Annotated in this window: 14 protein-coding genes; 4 read left to right on the top strand and 10 right to left on the bottom strand. The window is 66.4% G+C overall.

Annotated features, from left to right (window positions below):
* Positions 1–12: 12 nt before the first annotated feature.
* The gene (locus GTW51_RS04280; RefSeq protein ID WP_163042603.1) at positions 13–873 is read left to right on the top strand and encodes a transporter substrate-binding domain-containing protein; all 861 of its coding nucleotides are present in this window, start codon (positions 13–15) and stop codon (positions 871–873) included.
* Positions 874–883: 10 nt separating this feature from the next.
* On the opposite strand, the gene GTW51_RS04275 is transcribed toward GTW51_RS04280, so the two are convergent.
* Entirely contained in the window at positions 884–1,294 is a 411-nt protein-coding gene (locus GTW51_RS04275; protein ID WP_163042602.1) for a tellurite resistance TerB family protein, read from the bottom strand.
* A 293-nt stretch (positions 1,295–1,587) separates the two neighbouring features.
* Between GTW51_RS04275 and GTW51_RS04270 the strand changes: the two genes are divergently transcribed.
* Complete coding sequence (locus tag GTW51_RS04270; RefSeq protein WP_425483223.1) at positions 1,588–3,246, top strand: lysine--tRNA ligase; 1,659 nt, start codon at positions 1,588–1,590, stop codon at positions 3,244–3,246.
* A 21-nt stretch (positions 3,247–3,267) separates the two neighbouring features.
* On the opposite strand, the gene GTW51_RS04265 is transcribed toward GTW51_RS04270, so the two are convergent.
* Positions 3,268–3,954 carry a thermonuclease family protein gene (locus GTW51_RS04265; RefSeq protein ID WP_163042601.1) on the bottom strand — a complete coding sequence of 229 codons (687 nt, stop codon included), beginning with the start codon at positions 3,952–3,954 and terminating at the stop codon, positions 3,268–3,270.
* Complete coding sequence (locus GTW51_RS04260) at positions 3,951–4,601, bottom strand: S24 family peptidase (RefSeq protein WP_163042600.1); 651 nt, start codon at positions 4,599–4,601, stop codon at positions 3,951–3,953. The genes GTW51_RS04265 and GTW51_RS04260 overlap by 4 nt, the downstream gene beginning before the upstream one ends.
* A 232-nt stretch (positions 4,602–4,833) precedes the next feature.
* Between GTW51_RS04260 and GTW51_RS04255 the strand changes: the two genes are divergently transcribed.
* Positions 4,834–5,895, top strand: coding sequence for a YihY/virulence factor BrkB family protein (locus GTW51_RS04255; RefSeq protein ID WP_163042599.1), 1,062 nt, complete (start codon positions 4,834–4,836; stop codon positions 5,893–5,895).
* Positions 5,896–5,915: 20 nt separating this feature from the next.
* Here the strand turns inward: GTW51_RS04255 and GTW51_RS04250 are convergent, their stop codons facing one another.
* Together GTW51_RS04250 and GTW51_RS04245 are read right to left on the bottom strand one after the other, a co-directional pair.
* Positions 5,916–6,896 carry an SH3 domain-containing protein gene (locus tag GTW51_RS04250; RefSeq protein WP_163042598.1) on the bottom strand — a complete coding sequence of 327 codons (981 nt, stop codon included), beginning with the start codon at positions 6,894–6,896 and terminating at the stop codon, positions 5,916–5,918.
* Between the two features lie 251 nt (positions 6,897–7,147).
* Positions 7,148–9,355, bottom strand: a complete 2,208-nt coding sequence (locus tag GTW51_RS04245) for a 3-hydroxyacyl-CoA dehydrogenase NAD-binding domain-containing protein (protein WP_163042597.1) — start codon at positions 9,353–9,355, stop codon at positions 7,148–7,150.
* Between the two features lie 146 nt (positions 9,356–9,501).
* On the opposite strand from GTW51_RS04245, the gene GTW51_RS04240 reads away from it, so the two are divergent.
* A complete protein-coding gene (locus GTW51_RS04240) occupies positions 9,502–10,284 on the top strand; it encodes an EAL domain-containing protein (protein ID WP_163042596.1) in 783 nt (260 codons plus the stop codon).
* 38 nt (positions 10,285–10,322) lie between these two features.
* Here the strand turns inward: GTW51_RS04240 and GTW51_RS04235 are convergent, their stop codons facing one another.
* The 5 genes from GTW51_RS04235 to GTW51_RS04215 all read right to left on the bottom strand — a co-directional run bounded on the left by GTW51_RS04235 (position 10,323) and on the right by GTW51_RS04215 (position 14,796).
* Entirely contained in the window at positions 10,323–11,531 is a 1,209-nt protein-coding gene (locus tag GTW51_RS04235; RefSeq protein ID WP_163042595.1) for an acetyl-CoA C-acetyltransferase, read from the bottom strand.
* A gap of 40 nt (positions 11,532–11,571) precedes the next feature.
* Positions 11,572–11,997: a type II toxin-antitoxin system HicB family antitoxin gene (locus tag GTW51_RS04230; RefSeq protein WP_163042594.1), complete on the bottom strand. Its 426-nt coding sequence runs from the start codon at positions 11,995–11,997 to the stop codon at positions 11,572–11,574.
* Positions 11,990–12,196: a type II toxin-antitoxin system HicA family toxin gene (locus GTW51_RS04225; protein WP_163042593.1), complete on the bottom strand. Its 207-nt coding sequence runs from the start codon at positions 12,194–12,196 to the stop codon at positions 11,990–11,992. Before GTW51_RS04225 ends, GTW51_RS04230 begins: the two co-directional genes overlap by 8 nt.
* A gap of 27 nt (positions 12,197–12,223) precedes the next feature.
* Entirely contained in the window at positions 12,224–14,020 is a 1,797-nt protein-coding gene (locus GTW51_RS04220) for an acyl-CoA dehydrogenase C-terminal domain-containing protein (protein WP_163042592.1), read from the bottom strand.
* Positions 14,021–14,325: 305 nt separating this feature from the next.
* On the bottom strand, positions 14,326–14,796 hold the full coding sequence (locus GTW51_RS04215; RefSeq protein ID WP_163042591.1) for a MerR family transcriptional regulator: 471 nt from the start codon (positions 14,794–14,796) through the stop codon (positions 14,326–14,328).
* Positions 14,797–15,059: the final 263 nt, after the last annotated feature.

The raw sequence follows: 15,059 nt of genomic DNA, 5'->3' as shown, positions 1-15,059 counted from the left end.
GGAAACTAACCTATGAGGGAAAATCTCCCGCTGAAGTTGATTCTTCTCGTGCCGGTCCTCTGCCTCATGATGCTCCCTCTTACCGGAACGAGCAGCGCGCAGACGGTGGCGACGCCGAATTTCTACGACCAGCGCCAACGGATGACCAAGCCGGACCTCGGCGGTCGCCAGCGCATCCGGTTTCTGACGACCACGGACTATCCGCCGTTCAACTTCCTCGACCAGCGCGCGCGGCTTGCCGGCTTCAATGTCGATCTCGTCCGGGCGATCTGCGAAGAGCTCGACATCCAGGCGCGCTGCCAGATCGAGGCGATGCCGTTCGGGGACCTGATGGGCGCATTGCAGCGCGGCGAGGGAGAAGCCATCGTCGCGGGTATGGCCATGACGCCGACGACGCGCGCCAGCCTTGCCTTCTCGGAACCCTATCTGCGCTATCCGGCACGCTTCGTGACCCACAAGGACCGGCCGTTGCCGAGCCCGATCGCGGAAGCGATTGCCGGCAGGACCGTCGGGGTGGAGGCCGGCAGCGCCCATGGGGCAATGCTCGGCGCCTTCTTCCCGGACGCGACGCGACAGGAATTTGCAACCCGCAACGAGGCGCTGACGGCTCTCAAGGAAGGCCGCATCGACACGTTCTTCGGCGACGGGGTCGGTCTGTCGTTCTGGCTGGAGAGCGATGCCGCCGAGGCATGCTGCGTGTTCTCGGACGGGCCGTTCTTCTCCGATCGCTACCTCGGCGAGGGTCTGGCGATCGCCGTCGCCCCGAACGACACGACGCTGGCGCGCTCGATCGACTACGCCATCGGCCAGATCGTCCAGAAGCGGCGGTTCTCGGAACTGTTGCTCCGTTATTTCCCGGTCAGCCCGTTCTGAGGCTCGCGCGTCAAAGCCGCCGGTAGCGCACCCGGGCGGAGTGCTCGATCGCGCCGCTGACTAGTCTGTCGAGCTCGAAGCCGTCGCGCAGCATCTCGAGGAAGCGCAATTCCGGCTGCGATGCCGCGATATCGGAAGCGGCCACCTCGACGGCCAGCGCATAGGCGGTCTCGTACATGCGCGGCGGCACGGCCGACACGACGTTGGCGATGATCCGGTCGAGCCCATCCTCCCGAGCCAGCAACGCGCCGCAGTGGCGGGCGATCTCGTCGAGGCGGTCCATGTCGAAACCCTCGAAGACCGGCAGTGTCCGCAACAGGTCGCCGAGTTCGCGCAACTCCTTGTCGGTGATCGTTCCGTCGGCGGTGGCCATCGCCACCATCAGGTGGACGAAGGCTTCCTGCGGGCCGGGTTCAGTCATCGACGGGGTCTCCTTGCTGGGCACTGATCCTGAAGGGCAGCGCAGTTGCCGTCGGCTGGGCCGACCACGCTAGCCCTTCCGGTCTTCGGCCGGACCTTCGGGGCGTATGTCCGAAGCGCTGGCACGTCATCGCGATCTAGGCGCGGCCCGGGTTGCACACAACCCCGAAGCGGCGGCTTTGTTGACGGGCTCGCGGCTTCTTTCTAGACCGGGCATCCCTTCGCTCGTTCGCCGCGACCGGAACACGCCGGCGATGCCATGCGCAAGGGACAGAACCCGAGCAAGGACGACCCATGCAGAGCCCGATGGCCCCAATCGGCGACCGCCCGCCTCTCGACGATGCGCTCGCCTCCAACGCCTGGCCCTTCGAGGAGGCGCGCAAGCTCCTCAAGCGGTACGAGGCGACGGGCATGCCGGCGGAGGTGCTGTTCGAGACCGGTTACGGCCCGTCCGGCATGCCGCATATCGGCACCTTCGGCGAAGTCGCCCGCACGTCGATGGTCCGCCACGCCTTCGAGGTGCTGACCGAAGGCAAGGTCGCGACCCGGCTGCTGTGCTTCTCCGACGATCTCGACGGCATGCGCAAGGTGCCCGACAACGTGCCGGACCGCGCTTCCCTGGAGCCTTATCTGCACAAGCCGCTGACCGTCGTGCCGAACCCGTTCGGCAGCGAATACGAGAGCTTCGGCCATCACAACAACGCGATGCTGCGCGGCTTCCTCGATACGTTCGGTTTCGACTACGATTTCGCCAGCGCCAGCGACTATTACCGGTCGGGCCGCTTCGACGCGATCCTGAGGCGTGTGGCCGAGCGCTACGACGCCATCATGGCGATCATGCTGCCGACGCTCGGCGAGGAGCGCCGCGCCACCTATTCGCCCTTCCTGCCGATCTCGCCGAAGACCGGCCGCGTCCTCTACGTGCCGATGAAGTCGGTGGATGCCGAGGCCGGCACGATCACCTTCGACGACGAGGATGGCGTGGAGACCACGCTGCCGGTGACCGGCGGCAACGTGAAGCTGCAGTGGAAGCCCGACTTCGGCGCGCGCTGGGCGGCGTTGGGTGTCGATTTCGAGATGTTCGGCAAGGACCACGGCCCGAACATGGGCGTCTATGACCGCATCTGCGAAGCGCTCGGCGGACGGGCGCCCGAGCATTTCGTCTACGAGCTCTTCCTCGACGAGAACGGCCAGAAGATCTCGAAGTCGAAGGGCAACGGCCTGACCATCGACGAGTGGCTGACCTACGCGCCGACAGAAAGCCTGGCGCTCTACATGTTCCAGCGCCCGCGCCAGGCCAAGAAGCTGTATTTCGACGTCATCCCGCGTGCCGTGGATGAATATTACCAGTTCCTCGCGGCCTATCCGCGCCAGGCCTGGAAGGAACGGCTCGGCAATCCGGTCTTCCACATCCACTCGGGCAACCCGCCGGCGATCCAGCTGCCCGTGTCTTTCGGCCTGCTGCTCAACCTCGTCAGCGCGTCGAACGCCCACGAGCCGGGCGTCCTGTGGGGCTTCATCACCCGTCACGCGCCGGGCGTGACGGCGCAGAGCGATCCCGAGCTCGACCGGCTGGTCGGCTATGCGCTGCGCTACTACGAGGACTTCGTCCGCCCGAGCAAGGTCTTCCGGCTGCCCGACGCCGTCGAGCGCGGCGCCCTCGAGGCGCTGGACGCCAAGCTTGCCACGCTGGCGAAGGATGCCGACGGTGAGACGATCCAGAACGCGCTGCTCGACGTCGCCCGACCCATCGAGCGCTACCAGGACCTGAAGAAGACAGGGCCGCAGGGCGGCCCCGGTGTCACGGGCGAGTGGTTCCAGGCGCTCTACCAGATCCTCATCGGCCAGCAACGCGGGCCGCGCTTCGGCTCCTTCGCGGCGCTCTACGGCATCGACGAGACGCGGGCGCTGATCGGCGACGCGCTGGCCGGCCGGCTGGTGGCGCAAGGCTGATCGCAGGGCCGCCGGCGAGGTCTATCGCCACAGGCCGCGGCGCTCGCGTTTCGCCTCGGTCTCGGCGTCGACATAGCGGCCGTTCGCCTCGGCCTCGGCCCAGCCGTTGCGCACCAGCCATTCGCCGATATCGGCGCCGCCGAGGGTGCAGGCAGTCGCCACGGTTTCCTGTGTCTCGCCGAAATCCTCCGGCACCGCGCAGCGGATAGAACGCCCGCGCAGATAGGCGCGCAGTTCGGTGCGCGCCCGAATCCCGCAAGGCCATTCGGTCGCGCCGCTGCCGCAGCGGCGGCCCAGTTCCGGCGCCGCGAGGCCCGGCAGCGTGACGATGCTGTCGCCGATGGCGATCCGGCCGGCGTCCATCGCCACAGGCTGGGCGAGAAGCCGTATGCCGGCAGGGTCGTCGGTGTCCGGCGGTTCACTCTCAGGCTCCGCGGCGGCGGGCGGCGGTTGCACGCGCCGCAACGGTGCGTCGTCCAGGTCGCCACGCTGAGTGATCGCCGGCGGCGCGACATTGCGGCCGGGCCTGACGACGGCGCGGTCCTCTGCCGGATCGGACCTCACGGTCGGTTCGGCTTCCGCCGAAGCGGGCGCTTCCTGCGCAAGCTCGGCATCGGGCGAGGGCGCCAGGAGGAGAAACAGCGCTGCCAACGTGACGAGCCCGACGGCGATGCCGGCGTCGCGCTGCAGCCGATCGCCCAGGCTCACTGACTGGCCCAGAGAATCCGCGCCATCCACTCGATCTCGTCAAGGGCGAACTGCCGGTCCGGATAGTCGGGATTGGCCGAAGCGAGTTCGATCGTCCGGGCGGTCTGGCGCTGCAGGATCTTAGCCATCACCTCGCCGCCCTTCGTGCGCACGACGACCCGGTCGCCGCGGCGGATGGCGGAGGCAGGCGACACGATGACCACGTCGCCATCGCGGTAGAGCGGCATCATCGAACTGCCGGAGACCTCGAGCGCATAGACCGCCTCGTCGGGCTTGGCCGGCAGCGAGATCTCGTCCCAGCCCTGGCCCGCCGGGTAGCCGGCGTCGTCGAAGAAGCCGCCGCCGCCTGCCTGAGCGAGACCGATCAGCGGCACCGTGATGCCCTGCCGGTGGCTGTTGGTCTCGAGGGCCTGAGATTCGCCCCGCATCAGCCGGGTGAACTCGTCGATGCTGGCGCCGGTCGCCTCGATCACCTTGGCGATGGATTCCGTCGAGGGCCAGCGTGGCCGACCGTCGACGGCATTGCGCTTGGACTTGTTGAAGGTGGTCGGATCGAGCCCGGCGCGGCGCGCAAGGCCGGACGGTGACATCCGGTTACGCGCGGCCAGGGCATCGATGGCTGCCCAGATACGGTCGTGAGAAAACATGACGGACCCGCGATCGGCAGGAGAGGAATATATACCTTTGAGTATTACGGGGCTCGCCTTCCCCTGTCCATACCGCAACGTCAAATTTTCCGAAGACCCTCGAAATTTCCTGCGTCGATCGGTCAGGCAGGCTGTCGGAACCGGCCTCGAATTGTGGCATTGATGGCTGATCGGCGCGCATCATCGCGTACCGCAGTCGCGATAGGCCGCTGGGGAACCGGAAGGACATGGAATGACGGGACGGTTCGCCGCCCACACGGACGAGGAAACCCGGCAGCGCGCCAGCGAACCGGGACGGGGACGCGATGCGCTGCGGCCCTATTCGATCCCGTGGAAAGGCTGGAAGGACATCCTGCTGCGGATCTACGTGGCGTTCTGGGAGGACCGGGTGATGCTGGTCGCCGCCGGCGCGACCTTCTATCTCCTCCTGGCGCTGTTTCCCGCTTTCGCGGTGTTCGTGTCGCTCTACGGCTTCGTCAACGATCCGGCGACGATCAGCGGCCACATCGCCTTCATCGGCCGGTTCCTGCCGCAGGCCGGCACCGAGATGCTGCAGTCGCAGCTCGACACGCTGGTCGGCCAGGATCGGGCGTCGCTGTCGATCGGCTTCTTCACCGGCCTCCTGTTCGCCCTCTGGTTCGCCAACAACGGCATCAAGACGCTGTTCGAGGCGATGAACATCGCCTACGGCGAAATCGAGAATCGCAGCTTCATCTGGCTCAACGTCGTGGCGCTGTACTTCACGCTGGGCGCGATCTTCATCGGCATCGTGCTGATCACCGCGGTCGGCGTCCTGCCGGTGGTGATGTCGGTCGTCGGACTGTCGCGGTGGAGCGAGGTGCTGATCTCCACGCTGCGCTGGCCGATCGTATTCCTCCTCATCGTCGCCGCCATCGCGATGATCTATCGCTACGGCCCGAGCCGCAACCGTGCCCGCTGGAGCTGGGTGCTGTTCGGGGCCGTGCTGACGGCCGTGGTCTGGCTCCTCGCCTCGATCGGCTTCTCCTGGTACCTGCGGAACTTCGCCAACTACAACGCCACCTACGGCTCGCTCGGCGCGGTCGTCGGCTTCATGATGTGGGTCTGGATCTCGTCGCTGATCTTCATCATCGGCGCGGAGATCAACGCAGAGATGGAGCACCAGACGGCGGCGGATACGACCGACCTGCCGGAAAAGCCGCTCGGCCTGCGCGGCGCCCGCGTCGCCGACACGCTGGGCAAGAGCTCGAGCCGCAAGACGCACAAGATCGACAAGAAGCCGAGCCTGTTCCGCCGTTGGTCGAAGCGGCATTGACGCGCCGGCCGGGCTTCGGCTCAGCCGTCGGCGCCTTCGACGAAGCGCCTGAAGACGAAGCCGCGACTCCCGGAAGCCGCCACCTCGCACCACTGGGCGCAGTCGATGATCTCCACCGCGCTGCCGGCCGGCAAAACGGCGACGATCGTCGCGTCATTCTCGGGCCGCTCGCGCATGTTGACGCTGGCGTTGACCGTCGCCGCGCGCGAAGCGTCGGGGGCTTCGACCGAAGCAGTCTCTTCCTCGGCAGCAGCTTCCTCGGCCATCGTTTCGGTCGTCGCCGTATCGTCGCCGGTTGCGGTCTCGATCGTATCGGCCGCGGGCTGCGATGATCCGGCATCGCCCGCCGGCAGGACGCTGCCCGTCGTCAGCAGGCGGTCGGGCACTTCGGCCATGGCGAGCGTGTCGTCGGCAGGCGGCAGGCGCAGGGCAAGCGCCGCCGCTGCCTCATCCGTGATGATCGTCCCGGCTGTCGCCTCGCTTGCCGGAAGATCGTCGCTGGTGGGCCGGAGGCGCGTGGCGGTTTCGGTGGTGGCCGGCGGCGCGACCGCGGCCGGATCGCGGAGCGTCGTCGCAGGCGTGCCGGACGCGGCGACGGCCCCGATGTCGGCAACCGGCAGGTCGGTCGCTTCGATCGTTCCGGCGGCTGTCTGATCGGACGAAGCCGCGGGCGCCTCAGTCGTCATCTCGGCGACCTGAACGGGGGAGCCCGGGCGATCGTTGGACAGCGTCAGGGCAAGCCCGCCGAAGACCAGGCCGGCGATGGTCGCCACCGAAAGATAGGCGGTGACAGGACGGCGAGCGACGAAGTTGCGCAGACGGCCGCCGACAGGCCGTTCGGCGCCGGGGACCCAGAGACTGGTGGTGCCGCGCTGATTGAGGCGCCCGCCGAGGCCGGCCTCGCCGCGCGTGCGCTCATAGTCGCTGCGCCGCGCGATCAGGCGCTGCCGCAGGACTTCCTCCGTCGGTCGCACCCCGTGTTTCGATGAATCCCCCGTCATGCGTTGCTCCATGTCGCCCGTGCCGCAAGCGGCAGGCGCCGTTCGGCGCCGCGGTCGCAGACTGTCGTCGCGCCCGCCATCACGCCCTATCCCTTCAATTTGTCTTAAAACTTGCGAATATGGCCAATCGGCGTTGAACGCGCAGGATTTCTCCGGCGCGGTCGCAGCAAGCCGGCAACCCATGGTCGCCATATGCGAAGGGCGGACCGTTGCCGGCCCGCCCTTTCGTCATCTCGTCGTCCTGCCGATGCTCAGGCGGCGCGGGCCTGCGAGCCGCGGGGCGCGAAGCGGCGATAGAAGGTCTCGCCCTTGGCTGCCATGTCCTTCAGCAGCGGCGTCGGCTCGAAGCGTTCGCCATGCTTGGCCGCTAGCTTCTCGCAAAGCGCGACGAAGGCCTCGGTGCCCATACCGTCGATGTAGCTGATCGTGCCGCCGGTGTAGGGCGCGAAGCCGAAGCCGAGGATCGAGCCGACATCCGCCTCCCGAGGGTCGGTGACGACGCCTTCTTCCATCGTGCGCGCAGCTTCCAGCGCCATGGTCACGAGGAAGCGCTGCTTCAGCTCCTCGAAGTCGATCGTGTCGGCCGGCTTCTGTTCGAACATCTGCTTCAGCCCGGGCCACAGCGCCTTCTTGGCGGGCTTGGCCGGGTAGTCGTAGAAGCCCTTGCCGGCCTTGCGGCCGAGGCGGCCATCGGCGTTCATCTGCTCGACCATCTTGAAGTGGCGCGGGTCGACCGAATCCTCGCCCATGTCGCGCATCGTCGCCTTCATGATCTTCAGCGACAGATCGACGGCGGTCTCGTCGTTGAGCGCCAGCGGGCCGACCGGCATGCCGGCGAACTTCGCGGCGTTCTCGATCATCGCCGGCGGCACGCCTTCGACCAGCATGTCGTAGGCTTCCGACATGTAGCGAAGCACGCAGCGATTGGCGAAGAAGCCGCGCGTGTCGTTGACGACGATCGGCGTCTTCTTGATCGCCCGGACGAAATCGAGCGCGACGGCGAGCGCCTTGTCACCCGTCGCCTTGCCGAGAATGACCTCGGTCAGCATCATCCGGTCGACCGGCGAGAAGAAGTGGACGCCGATGAAACGCTGGGGATCCTCGAAGGCTTCGGCGAGGCTGGTGATCGGAATGGTCGAGGTGTTGGAGGCGTAGATCGCATCCTTGCGCAGCACCGCCGCGACCTGTTTCGTCACTTCGGCCTTGACGTCGCGATCCTCGAACACCGCCTCGATGACGAGGTCGGCGTCCTTCAGCGCGGCGTAGTCCGGCGTCGCAGTGATCCGGTCGAGCACCGCCTCCGCCTGCTCCTTGGTCGAGCGGCCCTGGCTGACGGCCTTCTCGAGCAGCGTGTTCGAGTGAGCCTTGCCCTTGTCGGCCGCCGCCTGGTCGCGGTCGATCAGGACGACCTCGAGCCCGGCCTGCGCCGAGACGAAGGCGATGCCGGCGCCCATGAAGCCGGCACCGACGATGCCGACCTTCTTCAACTCCGTCGCGGGCACGTTCTTCGGCCGGCGCGCGCCCTTGTTCAACTCCTGCATGGAGACGAACAGCGAGCGGATCATCATCGCCGCTTCGGTCGTCTGCAGCACCTCGGTGAAGTAGCGCTGCTCGATCCGCAGGGCGGTGTCGATCGGCACCAGCAGGCCCTCATAGACGCATTTCACGATCGCCCGGGCACCGGGATAATTGTCGTTGGTCTCCTTGCGGTAGAGCGAGGCGACAGCCGGCCAGACCTGCGCGCCCTGCACCGAGTAGACCGGACCCGAGGGCAGCTTGAAGCCCTTCTCGTCCCAAGGTTTTACCGGAGACAGGCCCGCCTTCAGCATCGCCCTGGCGGCATCGACCAGCTGGTCCTGCGGCACGACCTGGTCGATCAGCTTCATGCCCTTGGCCTTGGCGGCGGTCAGCGTCGAGCCCTTGAGCAGCATTTGCAGTGCCGACTGGGTGTCGGTCAGGCGCGGCACGCGCTGGGTGCCGCCGGCGCCGGGGAAGATGCCGACCTTGACCTCGGGCAGGCCCATCTTCGCGTCCTCGGCAGCGACGCGGCCATGGCAGGCGAGCGCCAGTTCGAAGCCGCCGCCCATGCAGGTGCCGTTGATCGCCGCGACAAAGGGCTTGCCGCAGGTCTCGAGCTTGCGCCAGAGCCAGGACATGCGGCCGGCGGCGTCGAACAGCTCCTTGATGGCGGCGTCCGGGTTGTCGCGTTTCTTCGTCTCGAAGCGCTCGAACATGCCGGAGAGCATCTTGAGGTCGGCACCGCCGGTGAACGAGCCCCGCTTGCCGGAGGTGATGATGGCGCCTTTGATCGCCGCATCACTTGCCACGGCGTCGACCAGGCGATCGATTTCGTCCATCACCTCCTCGGTGAACACGTTCATCGAGCGGTCCGGCATGTCCCACGTGATCAGCGCGATGCCGTCGGCGTCGGTGTCGATCTTGAAGTTGTCGTAGCTCATCTCTCGCTCCCGATGGTCAGGTGGCGCTTAGCCGCCTGAGAAATTTTACCGCGTGCGGCTATTGCGCACACAGCGATTGGTCAGACTCGTGAAACCAATGCGTGCTTACTAATTACCGCGTTGAAATTTCGACGAAATGGACGCTCATGCCCGATCACGCCTGCCCCGGCTGCCAAACATCCCGCCCCCTCGACTTCGATTTCTCGATGGCTTTCCAGCCGATCTACGACGTCGCGTCCGAACGCGTCTGGGGTTACGAAGCGCTCGTCCGCGGCCTCGAGGGTGAGGGCGCCGGCGCGATCCTCTCGAAGGTTTCGCCGGAGCAGCGTTATCGCTTCGACCAGGCTTGCAGGGTGAAGGCGATCGACCTGGCAGCCCGGCTCTTCGCGCAGTCGGACGACCTGCATCTGTCGATCAACTTCATGCCCAATGCTGTATACGAGCCGACCGCCTGTCTCCGTGCAACGCTTGCCGCTGCCAGAAAGAGCCAGTTCCCCCTCAGCTCGATCATGTTCGAGTTCACCGAAGGCGAGGCGGTGACCGACGTCGCGCATCTTCGCAACATCATCACCGAATACCGGAAGATCGGCTTCATCACCGCACTCGACGATTTCGGCGCCGGCTATGCCGGGCTCGGACTGCTTGCCGATTTCCAGCCGGACCTGATCAAGATCGACATGCATCTGGTGCGAGACGTCGACACCAGCCGGGCGCGCCAGGCGATCCTCGCCGCCCTGCTGGCCATTGCGCGTGACCTCGACATCGCGATCCTCGCCGAAGGCGTCGAGACGGAGGCGGAGTTCCTCGCGCTCAAATCCGCCGGGGTGACGCTCTTCCAGGGTTACTGGTTCGCCAAGCCGGAATTCGAGGCGTTGCCGGGTCTCGGCTCGGCAACGCTCGCTGCGCTGGAGCGCGGCCAGACGGCCTGAGCCGAGCGGCTCCCGCCGCTCGCCGCCACGCATCCCTCTCAGACCCGCTCGATGATGGTCGCCGTGCCCATGCCGGCGCCGATGCACAGCGTGACCAGGGCCGTCTGCTTGCCCTGGCGCTCGAGTTCGTCGAGCACGGTGCCGAAGATCATCGCACCGGTCGCACCCAGCGGATGGCCCATGGCGATGGCGCCGCCATTGACGTTCATCTTGGCCGGATCGATCTCGAAGGCCTGCATGTAGCGCAGCACCACTGCCGCGAAGGCCTCGTTCAGCTCGAACAGGTCGATGTCGGCCAGCTCCATGCCGGCGCGCTTCAGGAGCTTCTCGGTGACGTCGACTGGACCGGTCAGCATCAGGGCCGGGTCGGAGCCGATATTGGCGAAGGCGCGGATGCGGGCGCGCGGCTTGATGCCGAGGCTCTCGCCGCCGGCCTTCGAGCCGAGCAGCACGGCCCCGGCGCCATCCACGATACCCGACGAGTTGCCGGCATGGTGGACGTGGTTGACCGCCTCGATCTCCGGATGCGCCTGGATGCCGACCGCATCGTAGCCGCCCATCTCGCCGTGCATGGCGAAGGAAGCGTTCAGGCTGCCGAGCGACTGCATGTCGGTGGTCGGGCGCATATGCTCGTCGCGGTCGAGAATGGTCAGGCCGTTCTGGTCCTTCACCGGGATCACCGATCTGGCGAAGCGGCCTTCTTCCCACGCCTTGCCGGCGCGCTTCTGGCTCTCGACCGCATAGGCGTCGACGTCGTCGCGGGAGAAGCCGTATTTCGTCGCGATCAGGTCGGCCGACACGCCCTGCGGCATGAAGTAGGAGGGAATTCCCACCGACGGATCCATGATCCAGGCACCGCCGGACATGCCCATGCCGACGCGCGACATGGATTCCACGCCGCCGGCGATGACGAGGTCGTCGGCGCCCTGGACGATCTTGGCGGCGGCGAGATTCACCGCATCGAGGCCGGAGGCGCAGAAGCGCGAGATCTGCATGCCGGGCGCGGCGAAATCGTAGCCGGCCTCGAAGGCCGAGGCGCGCGGGATCACCGAGCCGGCCTCGCCGACCGGGTCGACGCAGCCGAAGATGATGTCGTCGACGGTGCTGGTGTCGATGCCGTTGCGGTCGCGCAGGGCCTCGAGCACCTTGGCGCCGAGCCGCACGGCCGGCACCTCGTGCAGCGCGCCGTCCTTTTTGCCGCGGCCACGGGGCGTGCGAACGTGATCGTAGATATAGGCTTCGGTCATGCTGACCTCCCGATATGTTCTTGAAATTGGGCGTGCGCCGTCAGGCTGCCTCGACCGCGATCCGGATTCTCTGGCCGAGCAGGGCAAGGGCATTCTCCAGGTCGGCGACACCGTTGACGGCATCCGGATCGAACAACGCCGCGACTTCCCAGTCCTTCAATCCGGACAGATCACGAAACCGGTCCGGAGTGACTGACTGCCGGCGCAGACTTTCGATCAGCGCGAGCTTCAGGACGTCGTCGGCGTGCGGTGTGACCATCGTTACACCTTCTGCCGTTCGCCGTGGCATCTCGCGATGCTCCGCGAGATAGCCGCGCAGTGCCAGGCCGAGCGCGTCGGCTGCAGACGCCAGTGCCTGGCGCCGGTCCGGTCCGGACGTGATCGCTTCGGGCACGTCGGGAAAGCTGACGACCACCCCGCCGTCGGGATCGTCGCTCAGTTCGGCCAGGTAGCGGTAGTCACGCATCGGTGTCATCCATTCCCAGTTGCTTGCGCAGCGAGCGGACCATCAGCGGCGTCAGTTCGCCGCTCTGGACCGTGGTGAAACGATCGCCGAGGTGGACCCGATAGTGGCTACCTTTGCCGCGCGTTTCAACGATCCGGAACATGATGCCCCGTTTTCTCGCATCGCGTCGGAGTTCCCGGAGGAACTGCTCCCGGTTCATCGTCCGGCTCCCGCCTGATCGCCTTTCCTAGAATGCGTCGGCCTCCATGGCCATCATCGAGTCCGCGCCTGCGGAGATGCGGGCGAGGTGGGCGGCGCTCTCGGGCATGATGCGGTCCATGTAGAAGCGCGCCGTCACCAGCTTCTTCTCCATGAACTCGGTCTGGCCGTCGGCGCAGGCGGCGATCTTGTCCTGTGCGATCTTGGCCATCCGGCCCCACATGTAGCCGAGGGCGACGAGGCCGAAGAGGTGCATGTAGTCGGTGGAGGCGGCGCCGGCATTGTCGGGCTTCGCCATGGCATTCTGCATCAGCCACATCGTCGCCTGCTGCAGGTCGTTGAGGCCCTTCTTGAGCCCCTTGGTCAGCGGCGCCATCTTCTCGTCGCCGCGATTTTCCTCGCAGAACTGGCCGACCTCGGCGAAGAACGCCTGCACCGCCCGGCCACCGTTCAGCCCGAGCTTGCGGCCGACGAGATCGAGCGCCTGGATGCCGTTGGCGCCCTCGTAGATCTGCGCGATGCGGGCGTCGCGGACGAACTGCTCCATGCCCCATTCGCCGATATAGCCGTGGCCGCCATAGACCTGCTGCGCCATGACGGCGTTGTCGAAGCCCTTGTCGGTCAGGACGCCCTTGATGACCGGCGTCATCAGGCCCATCCAGTCGTCCGCTGCCTGGCGCTCGCTCTCGGCCTCGGCGCGGTGCGACAGGTCGCCCTTCAGCGCGGTCCAGAGGATCAACGCCCGGCCGGCCTCGTTGATCGCGCGGATCGTCATCAGCATGCGCCTTATGTCCGGATGCACGATGATCGGGTCGGCTTTCTTGTCTGGCGCCTTGGCACCGGCAAGCGAGCGGCCCTGGATCCGCTCGCGGGCATAGGTCACGGCGTTCTGGTAGGCGACCTCGGAGATCGCCAGGCCCTGGACGCCGACGCCGAGCCGCGCCTCGTTCATCATCGTGAACATGGCGCGAAGGCCCTTGTTGGCCTCGCCGATCAGACAGCCGGTGGCTGCGTCGTAGTTCATGACGCAGGTGGAATTGCCGTGGATGCCCATCTTCTCCTCGAGCGCGCCGCAGCTGACTGCGTTGCGGGCGCCGGGTTTGCCGTCGGCATCGAGGACGAATTTCGGCACGATGAAGAGCGAAATGCCCTTCACGCCTTCCGGCGCGCCCTCGATCCGGGCGAGGACGAGATGGACGATGTTGTCCGACAGGTCATGCTCGCCGGCGGAGATGAAGATCTTCTGGCCCGAGATGGCGTAGCTGCCACCCGGCTGCGGCACGGCCTTGCTGCGCAGCAGGCCGAGATCGGTGCCGCAATGCGGCTCGGTGAGGTTCATCGTGCCTGTCCACGATCCCTCGATCATGTTCGGCAGATATGCCTGCTTCTGCGCGTCGCTGCCATGCGCCGAGATCGCCGCGATCGCCCCCGCCGTTAGCCCCGGATACATGGCGAAGGCCATGTTCGCCGAAGACATGAACTCCGACACCGCGGTGGACAGCGTGTGCGGCAGGCCCTGGCCGCCATAGGCGGGATCGAAGGGCAGGCTGCCCCAGCCGCCCTCGCGGAACGTGCGGTAGGCATCCTTAAAGCCGGTCGGGGTGGTCACAGACCCGTCGGCGGCGCGGTGGCAGCCCTCGCGGTCGCCGACCCGGTTCAGCGGCTGCAGCACTTCCGAGGCGATCCGCCCGGCCTCGCCGAGAATCGCCTCGACAACGTCCGGCGAGGCGTCGGCAAATCCCGGCAGATTGTTGTGGCGGTCGAAGCCCAGCAGATCGTTCAGAACGAACAGCGTGTCCTCGATGGGGGCCTGATAGCTCGGCATGAATTCCTCCGCGTCGTGTTGCGACATTTATGGATAACTTTGACGTAAACGTCAATATCTGAGACGCATGGTGATTGGCGTTCGCTGTCGCGGGCGGGACAAAATTACTGCGGTTTAGGGCCCCGTGGCTCGGGCGCGTGCCGGCCATCCATCACAGGAACCGGACCGGCGGAGGGCGAGAGCCGGCGGCTACGCGCGGAGTGGCCATTCGGCTAGGGAAGCTGCGGGCATGCATAATCGCACGGCCGCCGATCAGGCGCCCGAGAGAGGACGATGCATATCAGGATGATGTCGCGTGCTGCGGCTTAGTTCTGCCAGTCCCGCAGGGTCTGCTCGACATGGGCGATCGAGGCATCCATTGCCCGGATCGAATCCTCGATCTCGCGCTTCTGCTGGTGCAGGATCTCGTGCTGCTCCTGGAACCGCTCGAGGGCGACTTCGAGCTGCCGGCGCTTGCCGCCCGGCTGATGATAGATCTCGATCAGCTGCTTGGCTTCGGTCAGTGAAAATCCGAGCATCTTAGCCAGGAGGATCAGCCGGAGCCGAGTGCGGTCCTGGCGGCTGTAGAGGCGCGTCGTGCCCCGACGCTGCGGCGAGAGAAGGCCGCGATCCTCATAGAATCGCAACGTCCGCAGGGTCACGCCGAACTCGCGGGAGAGGTCGCCGATCTTGAACACCTCCTGCTGCGTGTCGTCGTCCGCACCGCGGCCCAGCAGGAAGTCGACATCGACCGCGATCGCTTCGTCCGCAGGTTCAGCCAGTTTCACGTTTGCCATCTAGAGAAGCCCGTATTCACAATGCGCCGTCGCGGCTGCGATCCGAACGGAGCACGCGCGAGGCCGAAGTGACCCGAATATCGCGCCAAATGCGGCTCTTACAAGACGCGTGGCAGGCTCGGGTCCAGCTTCGGACCGGATTGCACACGTAATCCCTAAGGAAGTCCAAACGGGTTTAACTGTTCATTCACCATGTTCAGTGGACTTTGGGGAGCACAAGTGTGGGCGCATGCTTGCGAACGGGGGCCGGTGACAGGCTCCAG

Origin of the sequence: Aurantimonas aggregata, assembly GCF_010500835.1 — a bacterium.
GTDB classification, from domain to species: Bacteria; Pseudomonadota; Alphaproteobacteria; order Rhizobiales; family Rhizobiaceae; genus Aurantimonas; species Aurantimonas aggregata.
This window is presented reverse-complemented; position numbering and strand designations above follow the sequence as displayed.

Coding starts and splice junctions, on each gene's coding strand:
- GTW51_RS04235 (WP_163042595.1), bottom strand. CDS start 11,531: ATGACCGAAGCCTATATCTACGATCACGTTCGCACGCCCCGTGGCCGC.
- GTW51_RS04215 (WP_163042591.1), bottom strand. CDS start 14,796: ATGGCAAACGTGAAACTGGCTGAACCTGCGGACGAAGCGATCGCGGTC.
- GTW51_RS04245 (WP_163042597.1), bottom strand. CDS start 9,355: ATGAGCTACGACAACTTCAAGATCGACACCGACGCCGACGGCATCGCG.
- GTW51_RS04270 (WP_425483223.1), top strand. CDS start 1,588: ATGCAGAGCCCGATGGCCCCAATCGGCGACCGCCCGCCTCTCGACGAT.
- GTW51_RS04230 (WP_163042594.1), bottom strand. CDS start 11,997: ATGCGTGACTACCGCTACCTGGCCGAACTGAGCGACGATCCCGACGGC.
- GTW51_RS04220 (WP_163042592.1), bottom strand. CDS start 14,020: ATGCCGAGCTATCAGGCCCCCATCGAGGACACGCTGTTCGTTCTGAAC.
- GTW51_RS04250 (WP_163042598.1), bottom strand. CDS start 6,896: ATGACGGGGGATTCATCGAAACACGGGGTGCGACCGACGGAGGAAGTC.
- GTW51_RS04260 (WP_163042600.1), bottom strand. CDS start 4,601: ATGTTTTCTCACGACCGTATCTGGGCAGCCATCGATGCCCTGGCCGCG.
- GTW51_RS04240 (WP_163042596.1), top strand. CDS start 9,502: ATGCCCGATCACGCCTGCCCCGGCTGCCAAACATCCCGCCCCCTCGAC.
- GTW51_RS04280 (WP_163042603.1), top strand. CDS start 13: ATGAGGGAAAATCTCCCGCTGAAGTTGATTCTTCTCGTGCCGGTCCTC.
- GTW51_RS04225 (WP_163042593.1), bottom strand. CDS start 12,196: ATGAACCGGGAGCAGTTCCTCCGGGAACTCCGACGCGATGCGAGAAAA.
- GTW51_RS04275 (WP_163042602.1), bottom strand. CDS start 1,294: ATGACTGAACCCGGCCCGCAGGAAGCCTTCGTCCACCTGATGGTGGCG.
- GTW51_RS04255 (WP_163042599.1), top strand. CDS start 4,834: ATGACGGGACGGTTCGCCGCCCACACGGACGAGGAAACCCGGCAGCGC.